The sequence below is a fragment of the Mesorhizobium sp. M1328 genome, from assembly GCF_040318075.1.
In the GTDB taxonomy this organism is placed as follows: domain Bacteria; phylum Pseudomonadota; class Alphaproteobacteria; order Rhizobiales; family Rhizobiaceae; genus Mesorhizobium.
Genome location: NZ_JAMYLO010000019.1, coordinates 69,294 through 92,643, shown reverse-complemented (window position 1 = coordinate 92,643; position 23,350 = coordinate 69,294). Strand labels below are relative to the sequence as shown.

General features: G+C 64.1%; 24 protein-coding genes. 11 read left to right on the top strand and 13 right to left on the bottom strand.

Annotated elements, in window-relative coordinates; genetic code table 11:
- Nucleotides 1-125 precede the first annotated feature (125 nt).
- Nucleotides 126-1,100, top strand: coding sequence for a phytanoyl-CoA dioxygenase family protein (locus NKH23_RS26710; RefSeq protein WP_352720625.1), 975 nt, complete (start codon nt 126-128; stop codon nt 1,098-1,100).
- A gap of 32 nt (nt 1,101-1,132) precedes the next feature.
- On the opposite strand, the gene moaB is transcribed toward NKH23_RS26710, so the two are convergent.
- From moaB to NKH23_RS26680, 6 genes are all read right to left on the bottom strand, one after another.
- Entirely contained in the window at nt 1,133-1,675 is a 543-nt protein-coding gene (gene moaB, locus NKH23_RS26705) for a molybdenum cofactor biosynthesis protein B (protein ID WP_352720623.1), read from the bottom strand.
- Nucleotides 1,662-2,564 (bottom strand): 4-(cytidine 5'-diphospho)-2-C-methyl-D-erythritol kinase, encoded by a 903-nt coding sequence (locus NKH23_RS26700; protein WP_352720621.1) that lies wholly within the window; start codon nt 2,562-2,564, stop codon nt 1,662-1,664. The genes moaB and NKH23_RS26700 overlap by 14 nt, the downstream gene beginning before the upstream one ends.
- Before the next feature lie 26 nt (nt 2,565-2,590).
- Nucleotides 2,591-2,776: a hypothetical protein gene (locus NKH23_RS26695; RefSeq protein ID WP_292665400.1), complete on the bottom strand. Its 186-nt coding sequence runs from the start codon at nt 2,774-2,776 to the stop codon at nt 2,591-2,593.
- A gap of 81 nt (nt 2,777-2,857) precedes the next feature.
- Complete coding sequence (locus NKH23_RS26690; protein ID WP_352456850.1) at nt 2,858-3,715, bottom strand: S49 family peptidase; 858 nt, start codon at nt 3,713-3,715, stop codon at nt 2,858-2,860.
- 87 nt (nt 3,716-3,802) lie between these two features.
- Nucleotides 3,803-4,603 (bottom strand): tRNA1(Val) (adenine(37)-N6)-methyltransferase, encoded by an 801-nt coding sequence (locus NKH23_RS26685; protein WP_352720619.1) that lies wholly within the window; start codon nt 4,601-4,603, stop codon nt 3,803-3,805.
- Nucleotides 4,603-4,827: a putative signal transducing protein gene (locus NKH23_RS26680; protein ID WP_023674082.1), complete on the bottom strand. Its 225-nt coding sequence runs from the start codon at nt 4,825-4,827 to the stop codon at nt 4,603-4,605. The genes NKH23_RS26685 and NKH23_RS26680 overlap by 1 nt, the downstream gene beginning before the upstream one ends.
- A gap of 160 nt (nt 4,828-4,987) precedes the next feature.
- On the opposite strand from NKH23_RS26680, the gene NKH23_RS26675 reads away from it, so the two are divergent.
- On the top strand, nt 4,988-6,004 hold the full coding sequence (locus NKH23_RS26675) for a polyprenyl synthetase family protein (protein ID WP_352469050.1): 1,017 nt from the start codon (nt 4,988-4,990) through the stop codon (nt 6,002-6,004).
- Nucleotides 6,005-6,031: 27 nt separating this feature from the next.
- Here the strand turns inward: NKH23_RS26675 and NKH23_RS26670 are convergent, their stop codons facing one another.
- A complete protein-coding gene (locus tag NKH23_RS26670) occupies nt 6,032-7,465 on the bottom strand; it encodes an MFS transporter (protein ID WP_352720617.1) in 1,434 nt (477 codons plus the stop codon).
- Nucleotides 7,466-7,570: 105 nt separating this feature from the next.
- On the opposite strand from NKH23_RS26670, the gene NKH23_RS26665 reads away from it, so the two are divergent.
- The 3 genes from NKH23_RS26665 to NKH23_RS26655 all read left to right on the top strand — a co-directional run bounded on the left by NKH23_RS26665 (nt 7,571) and on the right by NKH23_RS26655 (nt 11,297).
- The gene (locus NKH23_RS26665; protein ID WP_352720615.1) at nt 7,571-8,176 is read left to right on the top strand and encodes a TetR/AcrR family transcriptional regulator; all 606 of its coding nucleotides are present in this window, start codon (nt 7,571-7,573) and stop codon (nt 8,174-8,176) included.
- Between the two features lie 210 nt (nt 8,177-8,386).
- The gene (locus NKH23_RS26660; RefSeq protein ID WP_352720695.1) at nt 8,387-10,165 is read left to right on the top strand and encodes a tetratricopeptide repeat protein; all 1,779 of its coding nucleotides are present in this window, start codon (nt 8,387-8,389) and stop codon (nt 10,163-10,165) included.
- A 64-nt stretch (nt 10,166-10,229) separates the two neighbouring features.
- Nucleotides 10,230-11,297, top strand: coding sequence for a glycine--tRNA ligase subunit alpha (locus NKH23_RS26655; RefSeq protein ID WP_352720613.1), 1,068 nt, complete (start codon nt 10,230-10,232; stop codon nt 11,295-11,297).
- Here NKH23_RS26655 and NKH23_RS26650 read toward each other — a convergent pair.
- A complete protein-coding gene (locus NKH23_RS26650; protein WP_352720611.1) occupies nt 11,294-11,467 on the bottom strand; it encodes a hypothetical protein in 174 nt (57 codons plus the stop codon). The genes NKH23_RS26655 and NKH23_RS26650 overlap by 4 nt on opposite strands.
- A 263-nt stretch (nt 11,468-11,730) precedes the next feature.
- Between NKH23_RS26650 and glyS the strand changes: the two genes are divergently transcribed.
- A complete protein-coding gene (glyS, locus tag NKH23_RS26645; RefSeq protein WP_352720609.1) occupies nt 11,731-14,325 on the top strand; it encodes a glycine--tRNA ligase subunit beta in 2,595 nt (864 codons plus the stop codon).
- Nucleotides 14,326-14,457: 132 nt separating this feature from the next.
- Complete coding sequence (locus NKH23_RS26640) at nt 14,458-14,760, top strand: ATPase (RefSeq protein ID WP_352720607.1); 303 nt, start codon at nt 14,458-14,460, stop codon at nt 14,758-14,760.
- Nucleotides 14,761-14,835: 75 nt separating this feature from the next.
- On the opposite strand, the gene NKH23_RS26635 is transcribed toward NKH23_RS26640, so the two are convergent.
- Nucleotides 14,836-15,273 (bottom strand): hypothetical protein, encoded by a 438-nt coding sequence (locus NKH23_RS26635; RefSeq protein ID WP_352977277.1) that lies wholly within the window; start codon nt 15,271-15,273, stop codon nt 14,836-14,838.
- A gap of 155 nt (nt 15,274-15,428) precedes the next feature.
- Here NKH23_RS26635 and NKH23_RS26630 point away from each other — a divergent pair, with 155 nt between their 5' ends.
- The 3 genes from NKH23_RS26630 (at nt 15,429) to NKH23_RS26620 (ending at nt 18,610) form a co-directional block, all read left to right on the top strand.
- A complete protein-coding gene (locus tag NKH23_RS26630; RefSeq protein WP_352720603.1) occupies nt 15,429-16,418 on the top strand; it encodes an L-threonylcarbamoyladenylate synthase in 990 nt (329 codons plus the stop codon).
- A 9-nt stretch (nt 16,419-16,427) separates the two neighbouring features.
- On the top strand, nt 16,428-17,858 hold the full coding sequence (locus NKH23_RS26625; protein WP_352720601.1) for an FAD-binding oxidoreductase: 1,431 nt from the start codon (nt 16,428-16,430) through the stop codon (nt 17,856-17,858).
- A gap of 185 nt (nt 17,859-18,043) precedes the next feature.
- On the top strand, nt 18,044-18,610 hold the full coding sequence (locus tag NKH23_RS26620) for a DUF6101 family protein (RefSeq protein WP_023674094.1): 567 nt from the start codon (nt 18,044-18,046) through the stop codon (nt 18,608-18,610).
- On the opposite strand, the gene ubiA is transcribed toward NKH23_RS26620, so the two are convergent.
- On the bottom strand, nt 18,611-19,594 hold the full coding sequence (ubiA, locus tag NKH23_RS26615) for a 4-hydroxybenzoate octaprenyltransferase (RefSeq protein WP_352720693.1): 984 nt from the start codon (nt 19,592-19,594) through the stop codon (nt 18,611-18,613).
- Between the two features lie 155 nt (nt 19,595-19,749).
- On the opposite strand from ubiA, the gene purD reads away from it, so the two are divergent.
- A complete protein-coding gene (purD, locus tag NKH23_RS26610) occupies nt 19,750-21,027 on the top strand; it encodes a phosphoribosylamine--glycine ligase (RefSeq protein WP_352720599.1) in 1,278 nt (425 codons plus the stop codon).
- Nucleotides 21,028-21,047: 20 nt separating this feature from the next.
- On the opposite strand, the gene NKH23_RS26605 is transcribed toward purD, so the two are convergent.
- From NKH23_RS26605 to NKH23_RS26595, 3 genes are all read right to left on the bottom strand, one after another.
- Nucleotides 21,048-22,154, bottom strand: coding sequence for a glycoside hydrolase family 25 protein (locus NKH23_RS26605; protein ID WP_352720597.1), 1,107 nt, complete (start codon nt 22,152-22,154; stop codon nt 21,048-21,050).
- A gap of 195 nt (nt 22,155-22,349) precedes the next feature.
- Nucleotides 22,350-22,853 (bottom strand): GNAT family N-acetyltransferase, encoded by a 504-nt coding sequence (locus NKH23_RS26600; protein WP_352915785.1) that lies wholly within the window; start codon nt 22,851-22,853, stop codon nt 22,350-22,352.
- The gene (locus tag NKH23_RS26595; protein ID WP_292664465.1) at nt 22,850-23,137 is read right to left on the bottom strand and encodes a type II toxin-antitoxin system TacA family antitoxin; all 288 of its coding nucleotides are present in this window, start codon (nt 23,135-23,137) and stop codon (nt 22,850-22,852) included. Before NKH23_RS26595 ends, NKH23_RS26600 begins: the two co-directional genes overlap by 4 nt.
- Nucleotides 23,138-23,350: the final 213 nt, after the last annotated feature.

The window sequence follows — 23,350 nt, the reverse complement described above, 5'->3', positions numbered from 1 at the left end:
TGTGCATTGCACAAAATCTGGCCGGGCGTTACCATTCCCAGCGATATGGGCGAATAGGGTTTGGGGTGTGCCGGAGCGGCGACGGCTAACGTCGATGCTGTTCCCTCGACATTTTGAGGACCCCGATGACCCTTTCAAGCCCTGAAAAGTCCGGCGCTGCAAGCCTCGAGGCGATCGCACGCAACGGCGGTACGCTGCGCCGCATCGCCGCCCGCATTCCGACCTATCTTTCGGACCTTCGCGAGAATCCGGCATGGCTGCCAATGTTCATGCTGGCGCGCACCATGCCGGCGCGGCGCCTGCACTGGCGCGGTGCGAAGCCCGTTCCGCCGGCGCGCAATGTCGGTGAAACGATGTTCGCCGGCGTCGATCGCGATGCCGTCGTTGGCGCGCTGCAAACGGAGGGGCTCTATTCGGGCCTGATGCTGCCGGCCGCCATCCATGAGGAGATCGCCAGCTTCGCCGAGCACACGCCATGCTTCGGCAATTTCGACCGCCGGCTGGAATTCCTGCCCGAAAAACACGCCGATGCCGAAAAGCATTTCGGCCGTCCGCTGCTCAGCGGCCATTATTTCGAGCGGGTCCTCGACTGCAGCGCTGCGGTCGCCGTGCAGCGCGATCCGCTGCTTCTCGACATCGCGGCGCACTATCTCGGCAGTCAGGCCAAGCTGATCACCACCCGCGTCTGGTGGAGCTTTCCGACCGGTGGCGTCTCGGACGCCGACAAGAACATGGCCTCGCTCGGCAAATACCATTTCGACCTCGACGACTGGCGCATGCTGAAGTTCTTTTTCTACCTGGTGCCGGTCGACGCCGACACCGGGCCGCATGTCTATGTCCGCGGCTCCCACAACCGCCGCATCCTGAAGCACCAGCTGACGCTGCTAGTCGGCCATTCGGCGGAAGAGGTGCTGGGCGTCTATGGCGAGCAGAGCCCGGTTACGCTGACCGGGCAGGCCGGCCTCGGCTTTGTCGAGGACCCGTTCGGCTTCCATATGGGCACCGTGCCGACGCGCACGCCGCGGCTGATGATGGAGGTTGGCTTCGGCGTGTCGCCGCCCTCGCGCCGCCGGTTTCACGGTGAGCCGGTCATTCGCTGAAGGGATCAGCCGGCTGACCCCCTTGGCTCGCTTCAGCCGCGCCGCAAATGCTCGTCCAGGCGCGGCATGATCTCGACGAAGTTGCAGGGCATGTGCCGGTAGTCGAGCTGCGGCTTCAAGATGCCGTCCCAGGCGTCCTTGCAGGCGCCCGGCGAGCCCGGCAACACGAAAACAAAGGTGGCATTGACGACGCCGCCGGTTGCCCGGCTCTGGATCGTCGAAGTGCCGATCTTGTCGTAGGAGATGCGGTGGAACACTTCGGAAAAGCCGTCCATGCGCTTTTCGAAGCTCGGCTCCAGCGCTTCCGGCGTCACGTCGCGGCCGGTGAAGCCGGTGCCGCCGGTGGTGATGACGACATCGATCGCTTCGTCCTTCGACCAGCCCAGGACCTTGTCGCGGATCTTGTCGCGGTCGTCGGTGACGATGTCGCGGGCGGCGAGGATATGGCCGGCCTCGGCAATGCGGTCGGCCAGCGTCTGCCCGGATTTGTCGTCGGCGAGGCTGCGCGTATCGGAAACGGTCAGTACCGCGATGCGCACGGGAACGAAGGGGCGGCTCTCGTCAATCCTGGCCATGGGCATCAGCCTCCGATGTCACGCTTCGCGTCGCCGCGACAAACCAGCCTGGATGGCGGCTGCGAATATCGACGGCCGCGCGCTTGGCCACATTGCCGGTCTCGAACAGGCCGAAGCAGGTGGCGCCGGAACCGGACATCCTGGCAAAACCGGCTCCGGCCTTGTTCAGCACGGAAAGCGCCTTGCCGATGGCGGGCTGGATTGCGCGCGCCGCAGGCTCGAGATCGTTGCGGGTGATCTCCAGCCAGTTGCGGATGCTGTGGAAGTCGAGGTTGCGCGGCAGCGGCGGCAGCCCCGCATTGTCGCGGCGGCCAAGCGCCTCGAACACGTCGGCCGTCGAGACGGCAGTGCCGGGATTGGCGAGCACCAGACCCAGCGCCGGGAAACCCGGCACGAGCGTCAGCTCGTCGCCGATGCCGCAGGCGATCAGCGGCTTGGCGGCGAGGCACATCGGCACGTCGGCGCCGAGCGACAGGCCGATCCGCGCCAGTTCGGCATCGCCGACATCAAGTCCCCAGATCTGGACCAGCGCGCGCAGCACAGCCGCCGCATCGCTCGATCCGCCGCCGACGCCGGACGCGACCGGCAGGTTCTTTTCGAGCCTGATGGCGACAGCCGGCGCGTGCTGGGGACCGGCCTCCCGCCGCAGCGCGTCGCGCGCTTTCAGCACCAGGTTACTATCGTCGGCCGGCACCGCGGAGGCGTATTTGCCGGACACCGAAAACCCATCGCTGTCGGCAAGTTCCGTCTCGATGCGGTCGCCGAAGCGCGTGAACACAGCCAGGCTTTCGATCATGTGATAACCGTCGGCGCGCCGGCCGGTGACGTGCAGCGCGAGATTTATCTTGGCATGCGCATGCGACGCCCGAATGCTGGCCCCGGAATTCATTGGCTCGGCCGCGAGGGGGACGACGGTCAATCCTTGGCCAGACGGTATTCGCCGGTCTTCGGATCCTTGACCAGTGTTCCCATGGTGCCGTTGGCCGTCTGCTTTTCGGCCCGACGTACCTTGGCGGTCACCCGCTCGGCTTCCCTGACGAAGGAGCGGTAGCCGAAATAGGCGGCAATGCCGACGACGGCGAAGAAAATGATCTGCGGCATGTCAAACTCCTCCCTCGCAAGGCCGGCAAGGCGGCCGGTCGGGTCGGTTGATGATTTATGCTAGACGTTTTCACCGGCTTTTCAAAGCCCGAAGCGCGCCCACAGCGCGCGCTCTTCCGCCGCATCGATGACGCCGCTTGCCGCGGCGGCGGCGATATCGGGCGCCGAAAAGCTCGAGCCGAACAGGCCGAAGCGGCCGAACAGGCCGCGCGGCGCGGTGATCAGCTTGAGCTGGGTCTTCGGCCCAAAACGGCTCTTCAGCACGCTGCGCATGTCGCCGAGCGCATCGACCAGCCCGAGCTCTAGCCCCTTCTTGGCCGTCCAGAACAGGCCGGTGAACAGGTCGGGATCGTCCTTGAGCTTGCTGCCGCGCCTGTCCTTGACGAGATCGATGAAGGTCTCGTGGACCTCGAGCTGCAGCGCCTTCAGGCGCTCGACGTCTTCCTTCTTTTCCGGCTTGAACGGGTCGAGCACCGCCTTGTTCTGGCCGGCGGTGTGAACGCGGCGCTCGACGCCAATTTTCTTCAACAGCTCCGGAAAGCCGAACGAGGCCGACACCACGCCGATCGAGCCGACGATGGAGGACGGGTCGGCAAAGATCTCGTCGCCGGCGACAGCGATCATGTAGCCGCCAGATGCCGCCACGTCCTCGACGAAAACCAGGACCTTCTTGTTCTTCTCGCTCGCCAGGTCGCGGATGCGCCTGAAGATCAGCCGCGACTGCACCGGCGAGCCCCCTGGCGAATTGATCGAGATGGCGACCGCCGGCGCGTCGAATGAAAACAGCTTTTCGAGAAGGCCGGCGGTGGAAGCGAGCGACAGGCTGGGCCGGAACTGACCGCCGCCGGGCATGATCGTGCCGTGCAGCCGGATGACTGGAATGGTGACGACGGTGGAGCGCCAGGATTTCGGCAGCAGGCGGTTGAAAAGACGTTTCACGAGGGGGCGGTCTCCGGTCGATTTGCTTGAGGCATGTAGGAATTCGCCGGCCAACGGCAATGCCGTCGCCCTGGCAATCAGAATGGATCAGTCTCCGAACAGCGACGCCAGCCCGTTATTGATCAGCTCTGCCCGCTCCGAAGGGCCATTGCCTGAATAGGCATGCAGCATCAGCGGCGGCTGGATCGACAATTTGCCGCGTGCGCCGAGTGCTGCCCGGACGACGATGCGGATCGCCGCCGCTTCCGGGCGAGGGTGGACGGCCAGCATCTCGGGGTCGCCGAAGCGGCCGGCAATGGCATCGAGGATGGCGCCGAGCTGTTCCGGCCGGGCGATGACGGCCAGCCCGCCGCTCGGCCTGACCACCGCGGCCGCGCTGCGGATCCAGCTGTCGAACAGCCCGTCCTCCGAGACATGCGCGGCCTTTCTCAGCGGATCGGGCGTCGCGCGATCCTCTGCGGCATTGAACGGCGGGTTCATGATGACGAAATCGAAGCTGTTGTCCTCGAGGCCGGCGGCCGCTCGCGCCCGGCCCGACAGCGCGACATCGGCGACGAGCACCGAGGCGCGGTCGCTGAGATGCGCATTGCCAGGATGGGCAAGCGTGGTGGTGGCGAAGGCCGCCATTTCCGGGGAACGCTCGACAAGCACGGCCTCGGCAGCGGGGCAGCGCGACAGTACCGCCAGGCCGGCGGCACCGGCACCCGCGCCAAAGTCGGCTAGCCGCCCAGCGAAGGAGGACGGCACGGCAGCCGCCAGCATCATCGCATCCATGCCGGCGCGGTGGCCGGCCTTTCTCGGCTGCACCAGCCAGAAGCGACCGCGATGGAAGGCGTCGACCGTATGAGCCGGCATGTCCGGGACAAGGGCAGCGGGCGACGCGGACATTATTTTTGGCGGATCTCGTTGGCGATGCCGGCATCCGTCAGGATGCGCCGTGCCGCATCGGCCTTGTCTGCGTCCACCATGACACGGCGGGGCAGGATGCCGATCGAGCCGTCGAGCACGCTCATGTTCTGGTCGGCGACGAAACAGCCGATACCGGCATCGCGCATCAGCGATTCGACAAACGAAATGATGACGGCGTCGTTGGTGCGGATGAGCTCTATCATCGGATGAAACTCGCAGTTTGCGGCGTTGATGTAAACGTAGGCGTGATCATGTACCAGAGCCGGCGCGCCAATTCGCCTCTTGCCGCGCCGGTGGGTGACACCCTAGAGTTTGTCCAGGGACCATGTTGCCGTCGTGCATATCGAGGTTGGGAGTTTTGCCGTGGGTGTCGTTCTCAATATTGAAAACGGGAAGCGCGAAGCCGCCTCGATAAAGGACCTCATGGACCTGACCGCGGCCGACATGGGGCGCGTCAACAAATTGATCCTGTCGAAGGCCGGCTCCGATGTCGAGATGATCCCGGAGATTGCCAACCATTTGATCTCATCCGGCGGCAAACGGCTGCGGCCGATGTTGACGCTCGCCGCCGCCCAGATGTTCGGCTATTCCGGCGACGGCCATGTCAAGCTCGCCACATCGGTCGAATTCATGCATACCGCGACACTTCTCCACGACGACGTCGTCGACGAAAGCGGCATGCGGCGCGGCAAGAAGACCGCCCGCATGATCTGGGGCAACCAGGCAAGTGTTCTGGTCGGCGATTTCCTGCTCGGCCAGGCCTTTCGCATGATGGTCGATGTCGGCTCGCTGGAAGCGCTCGACATCCTGTCGAGTGCGGCCTCGGTGATCGCCGAAGGCGAGGTGATGCAGCTTGCCGCCGCCAAAAACCTCGAGACCACCGAGGACGAGCATTTCGCGGTGATCAAGGCCAAGACCGCAGCGCTGTTCTCCGCTGCCGCCGAAGTCGGCCCGGTCATCGCCCAGGCGACGCGCAACGATCGCGCAGCACTCCGCTCCTACGGCATGAATCTCGGCCTTGCCTTCCAGCTGATCGATGACGCGCTGGATTACGGCGGCACCAGCAAGGATCTCGGCAAGAATGTCGGCGACGATTTTCGCGAGGGCAAGGTGACGCTGCCGGTGATCCTCGCCTATCGGCGCGGCACCAAGGCCGAGCGCAGCTTCTGGAAACGCGCCATCGAGGACAATGCCGCCGACGATGCCGGGCTGGAGAAGGCCATCGGCCTGATGCTCCGCCACGGCGCGATTGCCGACACCATCGGGCGCGCCCGCCATTTCGGGGAAATCGCCCGCGACGCGCTGGCGCCGCTCGAAGCGACGCCGCAGAAATCGGCGCTGATCGACGTCATCGATTTCTGCATCAGCCGGGTGAACTGAGAGGCGTCGGCGCCCCCGCGCCTGTTCTCATCGCCCCTTTGCCGGAAGCACCATTGCTGCCAGCAGGCTGACGACGATGCCCGCCGCCGCGAGCCAGAAGGCGACTTGGATGCCGTCGGCGACGGCAATTTTCAAAGCATCGCCTGACAATTCGCCGATTTGGCTGTTCGCAATCGCAATCAGCACGGCCATGCCGATGGCGTTGCCGACATTGAGCGTCGTCGAAGCCATCCCCGAGGCGACGCCTTGCTGGTCATGGGCAACACCGGAAGCGGCGGCAATCCACATTGCGGTCCAGACGATGCCTTGTCCCACGCCGGAGACGATCAGGCCAGGTACCAGGGACAGATAGCTGCTCTCCGCGCTCGCGCCTGATACCATCAATGCTGTGCCGACCGCGCCGACGATCATGCCGCCGACCAGCGTGCTGCGTGTCGAAAAACGCGTTGCCAGACGCTCGCCGGCTTGCGTGCCGGTGGCGATGGCGACCGACGGCACGAGAAAGGCGAGGCCCGTCTGCAAGGCGGTGAAGCCGTGCACGTTCTGCAGCAGCACGGTGAGGAAGTAGGGCAGCGCGCCGAAGGTCGCCATGTAGAGGAAGGTGATCGTCATGCCGGCGACAAGGCTGCGGTTGTGGAACAGGCGCAGCGGCATCAGCGGATCGGCGCTGTTGGCCTCGATCACGGTGAAGGCGATCAGGAAGAATGCCGCCAGTGCCGCGCTGACGATGATTGCGGTCGAGCCCCAGCCATATTCGGGCCCCTGAACCAGGGTGAAGACAAGCAGCGTCGCGCCGGCGGTGACGGTCAGTGCGCCCGGCAGATCGAAGCTGCGCTGCTCGTGCGGCTTGCGATCGCGCGGGATGATGGCGAAAGCCGCGATGATGGCGATCCCAGCCAGCAGCACGTTGACGTAGAAGACCGACGGCCAGCCGAAGGCGCTGGTCAGAAACCCGCCGGCAAGCGAACCGAGCGTCAGGCCGCTGGCGCCTGCGCCGCCCCAGACCGCGAGCGCCCGGTTGCGTTCCGCTCCCTCGGCGAACAGGCGGTTGATCAGCGACAGCGTCGCAGGAAACAGGAACGCGGCGCCGATGCCTTGTACCGCGCGTGCCGCGATGATGATTTCCGGCGACCATGCGAGGCCGCCGACAAGCGACGAAAGCGCGTAGAGCCAGAGCGCGAAGATGAAGACGCGGCGCTGGCCGATCAGGTCGGCAGCCCGGCCGCCGAACAGCAGGAAGCCGCCGGTGAACACGGTATAGGCGCTGACCACCCACTGCAGGGTCTGGCCTGAAAATCCGAGGCCGGCGCCGATCTCCGGCAACGCCACGAACACGATGTTGAGGTCGAGCGAGATGATGAGCTGCGCGAAGGCGAGGAGCGCCAGAGTTGCGCCGTGTTTCGCCCTGCTTGCTCCTTGCGTTATCGCCCCGAGCGGCGCGCCTTGATCGAGTGAACTCATGCCGGTCTCCTTGTCGACAATTATTTAATGATCGACAAAGAATTGAAATTTGCAATCCGAAGTCAAGCGGATTATTTGTTGATCGACAAAAAATTGGAGACCGCCATGGCAGGCAGGCCAAGGGAATTCGACCGCGACCAGGCGCTGGAGAAAGCCCGTGACGCCTTCTGGAGACGCGGCTACGAGGGCACCTCGATGGCCGATCTCGTATCGGCACTTGGTCTCGCATCGGCGCGCATCTATGCCGCCTTCGGCTCGAAGGAGGACCTGTTTCGCGAAGCGGTGGCGCTTTACGAAGCCAATGAGGGCGGCTTCGCCACGCGCGCGCTAGAGGAAGAACCAAATGTCCGGCGCGTCATCGAGCGCATGCTTCGCGACGCCGTCGAAATCTATACGAGGCCGGGTCGGCCGCAGGGCTGCATGGTGGTGACGGCCGCCACCAATTGCGCCGTCGAAAATGACGCCGTGCTGCAATGGCTGGCGGAGCACCGGCTGGCGCGCACCGCATCGATCGTCGAGCGGTTGAAGCAGGCCGTGCGCGATGGCGAATTGAAGCCGGATACCGATGCCGAGGCGCTGGGTGACTATTACGCCACGCTGATGCACGGCCTTTCGGTCCAGGCACGCGACGGCGTGCCGAAAAAGCGGCTGCACGATCTTGTCACCGTCGCCATGCAAGCGCTCGACGCAAGGCTTTCGCAAACGTCCTGAGTTTCAGGGCCGTGACGCCTGTTTCTCATTGCCGGATTGTGGCAATGCGGTCGTGCGACCTCTTTCGGCATGGTTTATTAATTGCTTGACCCGATTGTGAATTCGGGCCGGGTTGAAGCACGACCCCAAAAAGGCCATGCTTTACCTGTAAAGATCGAGTCTACGGCGATCCCGCTGACGCGGAGATGGCGTTTGGCTGAAAGGGATATGATGCGGCAAGGATATGCGCGCTGGCTGACGGGGCTGGCAATCGCGACGGGCATGGCGATCTCGGCTTTGCCGGCGCATGCCAAACAGACCGCCGAGCCGGTCAGGATCACATCCTTCTCGGGAGCCTATCTCGCCGCGCGGATTGCCGAAGGCGACAACGACCTCGACAGCGCCATTTCCTATTACAAGCAGGCGCTTGCGTTCGATCCGAACGATACGGGACTGCAGCAAAGCCTGATGCTGTCGCTGATCGCGCAGGGGCGCTTCGACGAGTCCCTGGTCTATGCCGACAAGCTCAAGGCGGTTCCCGACGTCGAGCGCTTCTCGCGCCTGGCGCTGGCCATCGATTCCTTCCACAAGAAGGATTTCTCCAAGGCCGAATACTGGCTCAAGCTGTCGCTCGAATCCGATCTCGACCGCCTGATCTCCGGCGTCATGACCGGCTGGGCCAAGCAGGGTGCGGGCGACGCCGGCGAGGCCATGGCTTCCATCGACAAGCTGCAGGGCCCCGACTGGTTCAGCCTGTTCAAGTCCTTCCACCGCGCCTTGATTGCCGACGCCTCGGGCCTGCCCGACAGGGCGGATGCGCTCTACACCGCCACCCTGCAGGACACGGCGGCAGGCGGTGCCGCCCCCGAAACATGGATGCGCAGCGCGCAGGCCTATGCCTCTTTCCTCGCCCGCAAAGGCGACAAGGCCAAGGCGCTGTCGGTGCTCGACAAGGCCGAGACGTTTGCGCCCGGCAAGGTCGAGATTGCAGCGCTTCGCGACAAGATCAACAAGGGCGAAAAAAAGATCCAACCCTTCGCTGCCGGCCCGTCGGACGGCGCCTCGGAAATCCTGCTCGATCTCGCCACCGCGCTCAACCGCGGCGGCGGCGAGCCGTTCGTGCGGCTCTATCTGCAATACGCGCTGGCGCTGAGGCCCGACAACGACGCGGCGCTCGTTCAGCTCGCCGCCGTTGCCGAGCAGTTGAAGGACGGCGAGGGCGCCATCGCGCTCTATCGCCGCATTCCGGCCAGTTCGCCGCTGAAGGAGCTTTCGGACCTGCAGCTTGGCCTCAACCTTGCCGATCTCGACCGCAACGACGAGGCGATCGCTCACCTCAAGGCCATCGTCGATGCGCATCCAGACGACATGCGCGCGTATCTGGCGCTCGGCGGCGTCTATTCCTCGAAGGAGGATTTCCGCTCCGCCGCCAATCTTTACGACAAGGCGGTAGAGGTGCTGAAGACGCCGACCGCCGCCAACTGGAACATTTTCTACCAGCGCGGCATCGCCTATGAGCGGCTGAAGGAATGGCCGAAGGCCGAGCCGAATTTCCGCAAGGCGCTGGAGCTCTACCCCGACCAGCCGCAGGTTCTGAACTATCTCGGCTATTCCTGGGTCGACAAGAACATGAACCTCAAGGAAGGCCTCGCGATGATCCAGAAGGCCGTCGACCTGAGGCCGAGCGACGGCTACATCGTCGACTCGCTGGGCTGGGCCTATTACCGCCTTGGCCAGTTCGACGACGCTGTGCGCGAAATGGAACGCGCCGTTTCGTTGAAGCCGGAGGATCCGGTGCTCAACGATCACCTCGGCGACGCCTACTGGCGCGTTGGCCGCAAGCTGGAAGCCACCTTCCAGTGGAACCAGGCCCGCGACCTGAAGCCGGACCCGGATGTGCTTGCCACCTTGCAGCAGAAATTGATGAAGGGCCTGCCGCCGATCGAATCCAACACGGCGCAGGAAACCCCGAACGTAAAGCCCGAGCCGGCGCCCGCGCCGAAGGGGTGACCCCATCGCCTTGACGGTCGCGGAGCGGCACTCTACGAGGTGCCGCATCCCGCCGGAGGCCGCCGTGACCGTTGATATCCCTGCCCACATGCATCCCAGCCGCTCGTTCCAGGGGCTGATCCTGACCTTGCATAATTATTGGGCGGACTATGGCTGCGTCGTCCTTCAGCCTTACGACATGGAAGTCGGCGCCGGCACATTCCATCCGGCAACGACGTTGCGCGCGCTCGGCCCAAAACGCTGGAACGCGGCCTATGTCCAGCCCTCGCGCCGCCCCAAGGACGGCCGCTATGGCGAGAACCCGAACCGGCTGCAGCACTATTACCAATACCAGGTGATCCTGAAGCCCAATCCGCCCAATCTGCAGGAGCTTTACCTCGGCTCGCTGGCCGCGATCGGCATCGATCCGCTGCTGCACGACATCCGCTTCGTCGAGGACGACTGGGAAAGCCCGACGCTGGGCGCCTGGGGGCTGGGCTGGGAGTGCTGGTGCGACGGCATGGAGGTCTCGCAGTTCACCTATTTCCAGCAGGTCTGCGGCATCGAATGCGCACCGGTAGCGGGTGAGCTCACCTACGGGCTGGAACGGCTGGCCATGTATGTGCAGGGCGTCGACAATGTCTACGACCTCAACTTCAACGGCCGCGAAGGCGCCGACAAGGTGACTTATGGCGATGTCTTCCTGCAGGCCGAGCAGGAATATTCGCGCCACAATTTCGAATTTGCCAACACCGCGATGTTGCTGCGCCATTTCGAAGACGCCGAAGCCGAGTGCAAGGCGCTGCTACAAGCCGGCGCGCCCATCTCCCCCCTTGAGGGGGAGACGCCCGCGAAGCGGGCAGAGGGGGTCGCCTCAGAAGGCACCACAAGCCAGGCGTCGAGCACTGCACGGGCGACCCCTCCCGGCCAGACTTTGTCTGGCCACCCTCCCCTCAAGGGGGAGGGATACCACCGCCTGGTATTCCCGGCCTACGACCAGTGCATCAAGGCCAGCCATGTCTTCAACCTGCTCGACGCACGCGGCGTGATTTCGGTCACCGAGCGCCAGAGTTACATCTTGCGGGTGCGCAATCTGGCCAAGGCCTGCGGCGAGGCATTTTTGCTGACTGACGCTGGTGGGCTGGCGGCTTAGCTCCAGGCGATTTCGACGGGAGCGCTGATTTGTAACGCGCCCTGGCCACTGGAGCCGGCCATTGTCCGCAGCGCTTGCCTGACGCCCGGCATCGTGAACGTGCCATGGGCCTGCGCTGCAAAACAGGCGCTTAGCGCGAGGATCTGCAGGAATGTCGATGCCGTTTTCATGGTCGTCCAGCCAATAGCTCTCTGCCTGAGCGTTGGTCGCTTCAGCGCTGCGTTCGGTTCATGGAAATCTTTGATCCAAGGACGGGCGGACCGGCGCGTGTCCGACAGGCGGCTGAATTTTTTCGGAAATCGCCGTTGGACGCCTTGATCTTGCTGGGAAGGGTGACAGCAGCCGACCGAGTTGCTATGCCCCGCTTACCTCCGCCTCGATGGGGGAGGACGCCGCGAAGCGGCGGCTGTTTTTTGTCGCGTGAGCTCTTTCAATGCCTGACCTGCTTCTAGAACTTCGTTCCGAGGAAATCCCCGCGCGCATGCAGCGCAAGGCGGCCGGCGACCTGAAGAAGCTTTTGACGGACGGTCTGGTCGAAGCCGGGCTGACCTATGAGGCTGCGCGCGAATATTGGACGCCGCGCCGGTTGGCGCTCGACATCCGCGGCCTGACCGCCCGCTCGAAGGACATCAGCGAGGAGATCAAGGGGCCCTCGACCAAGGCCCCCGAGCAGGCGGTGCAAGGTTTTCTGCGCAAGGCCGGCCTTGCCTCGATTGCCGAGGCGCATGTTCATTCCGATCCGAAGAAGGGCGACTTCTACGTCGCCCATATTTCCAGGCCGGGCAGACCGGCGGAGCAGATCATCGCCGAGCTGGTGCCGGGCATCATCCGCAACTTCCCCTGGCCGAAATCGATGCGCTGGGGGCCGGCTTCGGCCAAGCCCGGCTCGCTGCGCTGGGTGCGGCCGCTGCAATCGATCCTGTGTACCTTCGGCCCCGAAACCGAGGAGCCGGTGGTGGTCGATTTCGAGATCGACGGCATCCACTCCGGCAACGTCACCTACGGCCACCGTTTTCATGCGCCGGGCGCCATCACGGTGCGCCGCTTCGACGATTATGTCGCGAAGCTGGAGGCAGCCAAGGTCGTGCTCGATGCCGACCGGCGCAAGGAGATCATTCTTGCCGATGCCAGGAATCTTGCCTTCGCCAGCGGGCTCGACCTCGTCGAGGACGAGGGGCTGCTGGAGGAAGTGTCGGGCCTGGTCGAATGGCCCGTCGTGCTGATGGGCGAATTCGAGCAGGATTTTCTGGCCATTCCGGCCGAGGTGATCCGGCTCACCATCCGCGCTAACCAGAAGTGTTTTGTGACGCGGCCGCACGCCGGCGAAGAGCTCTCCAACCGTTTCATACTGACCGCCAATATCGAGGCCAAGGATGGCGGCAAGGAGATTGCCCACGGCAACGGCAAGGTGGTGCGCGCCCGCCTGTCCGACGCGCTCTATTTCTGGAAGACCGACCAGGGCGACCTGCCGGATCTCGACCAGCTGCAGGCATCGACGGAAAAGTTTGGGCTTGATCTCAAAAAGCCGCTCGACCAGCGCATGGCCCGCCTCGACCATCTCAATGTGACGTTTCATGCCAAGCTCGGTACGCAAGGCGAGCGGGTAGAACGGATTGCGCGCTTGGCCGAAGAACTGGCACCAATCGTGGCGCAGTCGATCTCCCCCCTCGAGGGGGAGATGGCCGGTAGGCCAGAGGGGGTCGCTTCGCGTGAAGCGCCGGCATCCTCTGTCCGCGATAGAGCGTCGCGTCAGGACGTGCCGACCCCCTCTGTCGCCTTCGGCGACATCTCCCCCTCAAGGGGGGAGATTACCGCGCTCGCTCGTCGCGCTGCCGTCCTCGCCAAGGCCGACCTCACCACCGAAGTGGTTGGCGAATTCCCGGAACTGCAAGGCGCCATGGGCCGCAAATACGCGCTGCTGCAGGGCGAGCATCCTTCTGTCGCCGCCGCGATCGAGGAACACTACAAGCCGCAGGGACCGTCAGATCGTGTTCCCACCGATCCGGTTTCGATCGCAGTAGCGCTCGCCGACAAGCTGGATACGCTGGTTGGATTCTGGGCGATCGATGAAAAGCCGACCGGATCGAAGGACCCCTATGCGCTGAGGAGGGCGGCGCTGGGCGTGGTCAGGATCTTGGTTGAGAACGGCGTGAACATTTCGCTTCTCCGTTCGATGATGTCTCCGATAGTAGCGGCATATATGAAATTCCAACGTGACGGATCGCAGCCTTACCTTGAGGCCGCAGATCGACTGACGTCAGCTGGTCTTGCTACAACAACTTACAGAGCTGAAGTTTATGACCGCCTTGTAGGGCTGTCTGGAAAAGAGGCCTTCGCCGAAAAGACGCCTGAGATGGCGTGGCGCTTGAGTCACGACCTCCTCTCCTTCTTCCACGACCGCTTGAAAGTCTACCTCCGCGACCAGGGCGCGCGGCATGATCTGATCGACGCGGTGCTGGCGGCAGGTTCGCGCCCGATCTCCCCCCTCGTGGGGGAGATGTCGGCGCAGCCGACAGAGGGGGGCGCTGTCCCGCCGGCCTCTCGGCGCGAGGCACCCCCCTCTGCCCTGCCGGGCATCTCCCCCTCAAGGGGGGAGATTGGCCAAAACGACGACCTGCTGCAAATCGTCCGCCGGGTCGAAGCACTCGGCTCCTTCCTCGACACCGAGGACGGCAGGAACCTGCTTGCCGGCACCAAGCGCGCCGCCAACATCGTGGCTGCCGAAGAGAAGAAGGCGACGGCGATTGCAAGCAGCGTTGAGCCGGCTCTGTTCCGGGAGGACGCAGAAAAAATACTGTTCGCGGCGGTGAATCAGGCCGAGAGGCAAGCCGGCGAAGCAATTCAAAACGAAGACTTTTCCGCCGCCATGCTGGCGCTTAGCCTGTTGCGCGAGCCGGTTGATTCATTTTTTGAGAAAGTCCTCGTAAACGATGAGGACCAGGCGGTGCGCGCCAATCGCCTGGCATTGCTCGCCCGCATCCGCGCGGCGACCGACCGGGTCGCGGACTTCTCGAAGATAGCCGGCTGACATCGGCGAAAAAATCATCGCTTACCGGCCATTCGAGCCGGCTTACAGTCATACGCCGATGATCTGTGCGTGGCAAAAGGAACGTGTTCCCAACCCACGGAGGCTTCCATGAATTCCGCTCACGACATCGAAGTGACAGAAGAGACCGAGACGCTTGAACCCACCTCCGAAACGACGCTCGACGAGGCCGCTGCCGCCGCCATCGAGGCTGCCGATCTGTCGGATGACGAGGACGGCGACGATGAAGACACCGACAAGGAAGCTACTGAAGACGATAAGTCGGCTACCCTCTCCGACGACGACGACGACGATGACAACGAGGAAGAGGAAGACGACGAGGACAGCGTGAAGGCCGAAAGCGCCGTCGGCGAAAAAGACGCTGACGGCGACGAATCGGACGACGCCGACGATACGGACGAAGAAGAAGCGGCCTGAGACTTCACGCCGCTTCAGTCAGTAAACCAGGGCGGCGCTTTCGCGCGGCCCTGGTTTCCGGCGCTGCTTCAGGCGCTATTTCGGCTGGTCGGGAGCTGCTAGCGGCGCCGGCTGCGGCGCTACGGGCTCGGGGGTTTTGCTGGCGACCTTTGGGTCGGCTTTGCTGTCCGCGGCGGGCGCGGCAGCGGTGGCCTGCGCGGCTTTGGGCGCGGGCGTTGCAAAGGCGTCGCCGACGATACCGCCGCGAATGATCATCGGGCTTCCGGTGAAGCCATGACTCGGCTGGCTCGGGATTGCCGCGACCTTTTCATCGGTGACGGTTTCATTGACGTTGGGCGATTTCTCGCCGAGCGCGACGATCGACGGTGTTTTCGCGCGCTCGACAGCGCCCACCGCACCAACCACAGAAGGCGCCCCCGTCGTCTGCCCAAGAAAAACCAGTGACGAGGCCTGTGCCGTGCCGGCCATAAACGCCAGACCAAGCGCTCCAACGATACGCATCGAAAGCATCATAATTCCCCTTGCCCAACAAGACGGCACCCTAGCCGAGGGCAATTGATGCCGGCTTGCGGGGAAACATCGCATTTTAGCGATTTATCATTCGCCAACCCTGGGCTTGCTCGCCCGGCCTCGCCGTATTAGGCACCCGCATCCGTGAGGTGACGACAGTGGCTGAAATTCGTGCCGTCGGCGAGGCGATGGAAAGGGCGTTGGCGCTGCTCGAGAGCGGCGATGTCGTCGCCATACCGACCGAGACCGTCTATGGGCTGGCCGGCGACGCGACCAATGGCGTTGCCGTGGCCCGCATCTTCGAAGCCAAGGGCCGCCCGCGTTTCAACCCGCTGATCGCCCATATAGCCGATCCGGCGATGGCTGAGCGTATCGCGCTGTTCGATCCGCTGTCGGAAAGATTGGCGCAGATATTCTGGCCGGGGCCGCTGACGCTGGTGCTGCCGCAACGGCCCGGCAACGGCATTCATCCGCTGGTCACCGCAGGGCTGGACACCATCGCGCTGCGCATGCCGAAAGGCTTTGGCGGCGAGCTGATCGCCAGGTTCGGCCGCGCGCTTGCGGCGCCCAGTGCCAATTCCTCGGGCAGGATCAGCGCTACGACGGCGGAAGCCGTGGCCGCCGACCTCGGCCCCAGGATCAAGCTTGTGGTCGATGGCGGCGCGACGCCGGTCGGGCTGGAATCGACCATCCTCAAGGTCGAAGCTGGAAAGCTGCGGCTGCTGCGGCCGGGCGGCATTGCCGCCGAAGAGATCGAAGCGGTCGCCGGGACAAAGTTGCTGCGCGGCGCTTCGGTCATCGAGGCGCCCGGGATGCTCGCCTCGCACTATGCACCAGGTGCGGCGGTGCGGCTCAATGCTGCGGAGGTCGCACCGGGCGAAGCCTTGCTGGCCTTCGGTGGCCGCCGTGCCGAAGGCTGGCGCGATGCAGCCGCACTGCGTAACCTGTCGGAGACCGGCGACCTGCGCGAGGCGGCAAGCAATCTCTTCGCCCATCTGCAGGATCTCGATCGCAGCGGCGCCAAAACCATCGCCGTCGAGCCGATCCCGTTCGACGGCCTGGGCGAGGCGATCAATGACCGGCTTTCGCGCGCCGCCGCCCCGCGTGACAAGATCGCCCCTCGTGACAAGATGGATTGGGCACCATAGTTTCCACCTATGAACGACATTTCCCCCGACCTCGACCCCGCCGTCGTCGCGCGCTTTGCGACAATCGTCGGTGACAAATATGCGCTGCGCGATCAGCAGGACATCGCGCCTTACCTCGCCGAGCGGCGCGGACTTTGGCATGGCAGGACGGCTCTGGTGCTGAGGCCGGGGACCGTCGAGGAGGTCAGCCGCATCATGCGGCTGGCGAGCGAAACGGGCACGCCGATTGTACCGCAAAGCGGCAACACCGGGCTGGTCGGCGCCCAGGTGCCGGACGCGTCCGGCCGCGAGATCGTGCTGTCGCTGTCGCGGCTAAACCGCATCCGCGAGATCGATACCCTGTCCAACACGGTGACGGTCGAAACCGGCGTCATCCTGCAGACGCTGCAGGAAGCGGCCGATGCCGCCGACCGGCTGTTTCCGCTGTCGCTTGCCGCGCAAGGCTCCTGCCAGATCGGCGGCAATCTCTCTTCCAACGCCGGTGGCACCGGCGTGCTTGCCTACGGCAATGCGCGCGAACTCTGCCTCGGCGTCGAAGTGGTGCTGCCGACCGGCGAAGTGTTCGACGATCTGCGCAAGCTGAAGAAGGACAATACCGGTTATGATCTGAAGGACCTGTTCGTCGGCGCCGAGGGTACGCTCGGCATCATCACCGCCGCCGTGCTCAAGCTTTTCCCCAAGCCCAAGGGGCGCGAGGTGGCGTTTGCCGGCCTGTCATCGCCGGAGGCGGCACTGTCGCTGTTCAGCCTGGCGATGGACCGTGCAGGGGCAGCGCTCACCGCCTTCGAGCTGATCGGCCAAAGGCCCTACGACTTCACGCTACGCCACGCACAAGGCGTAGTGCGGCTGCTGGCCGGCGATTGGCCGTGGTATGTGCTGATGCAGATCTCGTCGGGCCGCTCGGCCGAGGATGCACGGGCGCTGATCGAGGAGGTGCTGGAGGCAGGCCTCGAGCAAGGGATCGTCGGCGATGCGGTGATCGCGGCAAGCATGGCCCAGGGCGACGCGTTCTGGAATTTCCGCGAGGTGCTGCCCGAGGCGCAGAAACCGGAAGGTGCCTCGATCAAGCACGACATCTCGGTGCCGGTGGCGTCGATCCCGCCCTTCATCGAAAAGGCCGCCGGCGCCGTGCAATCGGTCAGTCCCGGCGCACGCGTCGTCTGCTTCGGCCACATGGGCGACGGCAATCTGCACTACAACATCTCCCGGCCGGTCGACGGCGATGACGAGGCGTTTCTCGGCCTTTACCACGTCATGAACAAGGCCGTGCACGACGTCGTGCGCTCGTTTCACGGCTCGATCTCGGCCGAGCACGGCATCGGCCAGTTGAAGCGGGACGAATTGATCGCGACGGCGCCGACAATGGCGATCGAGCTGATGCGCAGGGTGAAGGCCGCGTTCGACCCGGCCGGCATCATGAATCCGGGTAAGGTTATCTGATCCTTTCGCCGGCCTGCGCCGGTTCGCATTCCGATAACCATCCGCCCCGGATCAGCAAAATTTAACCGACTTTCTTAAGCGCGAGGATAAGAAGCTCGCGCTAATGTTTCTCCACAACGAGGCTGGGAAAACCGGCCCGGAGAACCGGAAACACCGGCTCTCAGGAGAAACAGGAAAGGCACGATATGAACACTGGACTGAAGCCAGTCTGGGCCGGCCGCAATATGCGTCTCGACCCATTCCGCCTGCCGCAGGTGGTGAGTTACGCCACGCGCGACGACTATGGCGACGTCACCTTCACCATCGACCAGCGCGGCGCGGTTATCCGCCGCACGCTGGAGATGAGTGGCGTGCCGGCGATCATCGCTCTGCCCGCCAACGCGTTTCGCGGCGTCGCCGCCCGCGCCATGGAGGATCCGGATGGCAATGTCACAGTGACGCTCGAGCTTCTGCACAACGACCCGATGCTGTCGGTGCCGCTGCTGGTGGCCGACGATCTCGACGACGTCGCCGCCGACTGGCGCGCCTGGGCCGATGCCTACCGCCTGCCGATGCTGCTGATCGAAGCCGACGGCATTGCCCGTACGCTCGAAGAATCGCTCGGCGCCGCCATCAAGGCGCTGCCGGCGCAGGACCGCCGCAAGGGCCGCGTCTCGACCATGCGCCGTCCGCGCTTCCTCGCCCGCCGCCGCGCCGGCGACCTCGGCCTCAGGCTGGTCATCGGAGGCGAGGAGCTTATTTCGCGGGAGTAGCTAAACCAGCGGCTTCAGCGCCACCCAAGCCGCGCCGCCGATCAGGCCGAGGAAGATCAGCCAGCCGACCTGGTTGTTCGATCTGAACAGCCTCAGGCACTGGTCCGGATCGTCGATGTCGAGCACGGCGATCTGCCGCGCCATATGCGCGCCGGCGGCGATCAGCCCAGCCAGCGCCGGCACGGGTGCCTGCGCCGAGGCAAAGGCAATGGCGAAGCAGACCAGCGCTCCGCCATAAAGCCCGGCCAGCCAGGCCTTGGTATTGTCGCCGAACAGGCGCGCCGTCGAGCGCACGCCGACGATGGCGTCGTCTTCCTTGTCCTGATGCGCATAGATCGTGTCGTAGCCGATCACCCACAGGATCGAGCCGATATAGAGCATGATTGCCGGTCCATCGAGATCGCCGAACTCGACCGCCCATCCCATCAGCGCTCCCCAGGAAAAGGCAAGTCCGAGAACGAGTTGCGGCCAATTGGTGTACCGCTTCATGAATGGGTAGACGGCGACGATGACCAGCGAGCCGATGCCGAGCGAGATGGCGAAGCTGTTGAACTGCAAAAGCACGGCAAGGCCGACCAGTGCCTGTACGACAACAAACATCCAGGCCTGCCGGCGCGTGACCTTGCCGGCCGGCAGCGGCCGCGAGCGCGTGCGTTCCACCTGGTTGTCGATGTCCTCGTCGACCAAATCATTGTAGGTGCAGCCGGCGCCACGCATGGCGAACGCGCCGAGAAAAAACAGCAGCAGATACCATGGCGACGGCAGCAGCGAGAGCAGCGGATCCGCCGGACGCGGATAGGCGCTCGCCGCAAGGGCAGCCGACCACCAGCATGGCCACAGCAGCAATTGCCAGCCGATCGGCCGGTCCCACCGGGCAAGCTGCGCATAGGGCCACAACCCCCGCGGCAGCGCGCGATAGACCCAGTGGCCGCTCGGCGCATCGGCGACGCGGCCCTGGGCCGCTTTCGACTGGACGGTTTCCATTTTGCTGGAGTGGCAGCAGAGGCGAATGCCGTCAAGCGTCAAGCAGGCCGGATCCGCTCGCGGCGCGGAATCGCCGCCGCGGCAGCCAAATGTCTTGACCCGCCGCCCGGGGCGCAATAGCGCAGTCCTGATCGGAACGGGCAAGGAATCCAGGCATGCGTGTTTTGCTGATCGGCTCCGGCGGACGAGAACATGCGCTGGCCTGGAAGATGGCGGCGTCGCCGCTGCTGACCAAACTCTACGCGGCGCCCGGCAATCCGGGCATCGGCGGCGAAGCCGAGCTGGTGAGGCTCGATGTTTCGGATCATGCAGCGGTGGTCCGGTTTTGCCGCGAGAAAGAAATAGATCTCGTCGTGGTCGGCCCGGAAGGGCCGCTGGTTGCCGGCATTGCCGACGACCTTCGCGCCGAGGGCATCCGCGTCTTCGGCCCCTCAAAGGCAGCGGCGCGGCTGGAAGGCTCGAAGGGTTTTACCAAAGACCTCTGCGCCAGATACGGCATCCCGACCGCCGCCTATGGCCGCTTCGGCGATCTGGGTTCGGCCAAGGCCTATGTCGAGAAGACGGGTGCGCCGATCGTCATTAAGGCCGACGGTCTTGCTGCCGGCAAGGGTGTCACCGTCGCCATGACGCTTGACGAGGCGCTGGCCGCGCTGGACGCCTGTTTCGACGGCTCCTTCGGCCAGGCCGGCGCCGAAGTGGTGGTCGAAGAGTTTCTCAGCGGCGAGGAGGCAAGCTTCTTCTGCCTCTGCGACGGAACCACCGCGCTGCCCTTCGGCACCGCGCAGGACCACAAGCGCCTCAGTGACGGCGACACCGGCCCGAACACCGGCGGCATGGGCGCCTATTCGCCGGCGCCGGTGATGACGCCGGAGATGATCGACCGAACCATGCGCGAGATCGTCGAGCCGACCATGCGCGGCATGGCTGAAACAGGCGTACCGTTTTCCGGCGTGCTGTTCGCCGGACTGATGATATCGGACAAGGGCCCGAAGCTGATCGAATACAACACCCGTTTCGGCGACCCGGAATGCCAGGTGCTGATGATGCGGCTGAAGGACGATCTCCTGGTCCTGCTCAACGCCGCCGCCGACGGCCAGCTGGCACACACCTCGGTGCGCTGGCGCGACGAGGCGGCGCTCACCGTGGTGATGGCAGCCAGGGGTTATCCCGGCACGCCGGAAAAGGGCTCGGTCATTCGCGGCGTCGAGGCGGCAGCAGGTGGCGGCGTCGAGATATTTCATGCCGGCACCGCCATCAACGGCGGCGCACTCGTCGCCAATGGCGGTCGCGTGCTCAACATCACGGCGACAGGCCGAACCGTCGGCGAGGCGCAGAAGAAGGCCTACGCCGCGCTCGACCGGATCGACTGGCCGCAAGGCTTTTGCCGCCGCGACATTGGCTGGCTGGCAGTGGCGCGCGAGCAGTCGAACTGACGTTTAAGGCGGCCTCGACCTCAACGCAGGCGGTTGTCGAATTCGGTCGAGACAGTGCTGACCGTATCGGCGGTGGGGGCAATTGCAGACACCGAGGCGGCACGCTTTTTTTCGTTTCGCGTCCAGGCGACATATTCGGCAATCCCGCGCGGAAGGCTCGGCACCGTCTTGGCCGCAGGCATTTGAAAGCCGCTGCTGAATTTGGCCAAGCGCGTTCTAAATACCGCGACCAGTTGCTCGAGGCTCGGGGGTGCTGCCACGGTGGCGTAGGTCATGGCAGTGCCGGCGAGCCCCGCCTCGCGTGAGAGCGGCACCGGTATCGAGGCGAGATAATCCGGCTGCACGTCGATCAGGCCGCCGAACGGCCACTGCGCGCGCAATTCCGTGGCGCTCATCGGCGCGACGCTGACGTCGATATCGTTGGGTGTGCCTGCGACCCGATAGGGACAGCGGAACCGGCCGCAATTTGCTCGCGCCGAAAACTGCCAGAGCGCATAACCCTGCCAGTTGCCCATTGGAAAATGCACGCCGATGTCTGGCTTGTAGCGCGCATACCACAGCGGCAGCCGGGACAGGAGCGGGTATTTATACTTGTTGTCGGCGATATGCCTGGCTGTCGTGCCGTTGGTGTAGAGCACTGGAAAGCGGCCAACCCGACGATGCACATGGCGCACGAATTCCTCGGCATCCTCGAGCGACATCCATTGGGTGGGATCATCGTCCTCGATGTCGAGGGCAAGCAGGTCATCCGGCCCGGGTTTCACGAAATTGATGAAATTATTGGCCTGTCCCACGGGGTTGCCGGGGCGGGCGAGATGATAGGCACCCCATTTCAGGCCCAGCGCCTTGGCCACCACCTTGCGCGTCTGGAACAGTTCCTGTGCCATCGCATGGCGCTTCCAAAGCGTCTTGCACAGCCGCATCTCGGTCTCGTCGCCGAAACAGAAATAGGGTGGCGGCATTCCGTCGGAAGCTTTGTTGATGAAACCGACAAGACGCTTGTCGGCGGCTAGCCGGGTCCAGTCGATGGAATTGTATTCGTAGGCATCGACGACCAGCGCCCGGTCCGCATCCTTCCACGGTTCGGAGAAATCCGAGGCCCTTGTCGGCGCCGGCGCCAGCGTCATCGTGGCCGCGACAAGGAGAAGCGCTAAGCGGATAAGAGGGTGCGCCGGCGTTTTCAAACAGCAGGTCCTTGCTGGCCAAAGCCCAATCCTGAGCCGCCATGGTTAAGGAAATGCTTCGGGTGCCGAGTGGGCGAGTTGGAGCGCTGGCGAAGCGACCCTTGGTGCTCCTCAAGAGCAAAGCGATGGTTGCGATTGTCAGCCAAATAGCTTCAACGCTGTTGCTATGGGCAGGAACAGTGATAGCGGGCGGCTCTGAAATGAGGTGAAGCCATGTTTGCGATAAAACGCCACCGCCTGGTCATCCGTTGCATCGACAATCAATGCGAAGGCTGCCGGGGATGCGCTAACGCTGTGTCTTAGCGCATCCACGATCAGCGCCGACCCGATCCGCTGCCCCTGGTATCGGGCATCGACGGCCAGCCTACCGACCAATATCGCAGGCAGGACTGGGTAGCGTGGTAGATGTCTTGTCTGTTCGTCAGGCAAGGACGCGATTGGTATGCTCGACGCCGCCAAAGTGTAATATCCGGCGATCGCGCCGCCATTGCGATCCACGGCAACGAAGCAATTGCAAACTCGGCGTTTGACATCTTGGCTGGCTTGCTCCCGGATGTAGCGGTCGAGCGCCGGTACCCCGCAGCTGAAAGCCTTGCGATCATGCAATCCGCCGAGCGGTTCGATAATGACGGCGAAAGTCACCGGGTTTCGACGACCAGCCGTTTGTGGGCGTCGGCAGCTTTGCGCAGTGCTTCATTGGGCTCGGGCGGATTGAGAATTGCCTCCATCATGGCGCGCTGATCCTCGACGGAAATACGCATGATGGTGGTGTTCTCGATGGTACGCTGAGCCGCCTCTTGAGCGGCAGCGACCACGAAGTCGCTGACGCTACGGCCCTGGATTTCGGCGGCGCGTTTCACCACGTCCAGAATATCCGGCGAAATACGAGCTTCGAGACGAGCGGTACGGGTCTGTTGGTTCGGCATTATCGTCACCCCTGATGGACGACTTGTACGGGAAATAGCCGTACAGGTCAAGTGCGTGGTGCGACTTTGCGTAATTTCGCAGGCGAGCCAGCAACTGCAAAATCTGCGTGACAAAAGTTGACGTTTACGTAAAAAGAAGATGGGCAGGGAATTCCAAAAGCAGATGGTTTTGCATCGGCACGGGTCTTAAGTTGATCCGCTGGACTGAGGAGG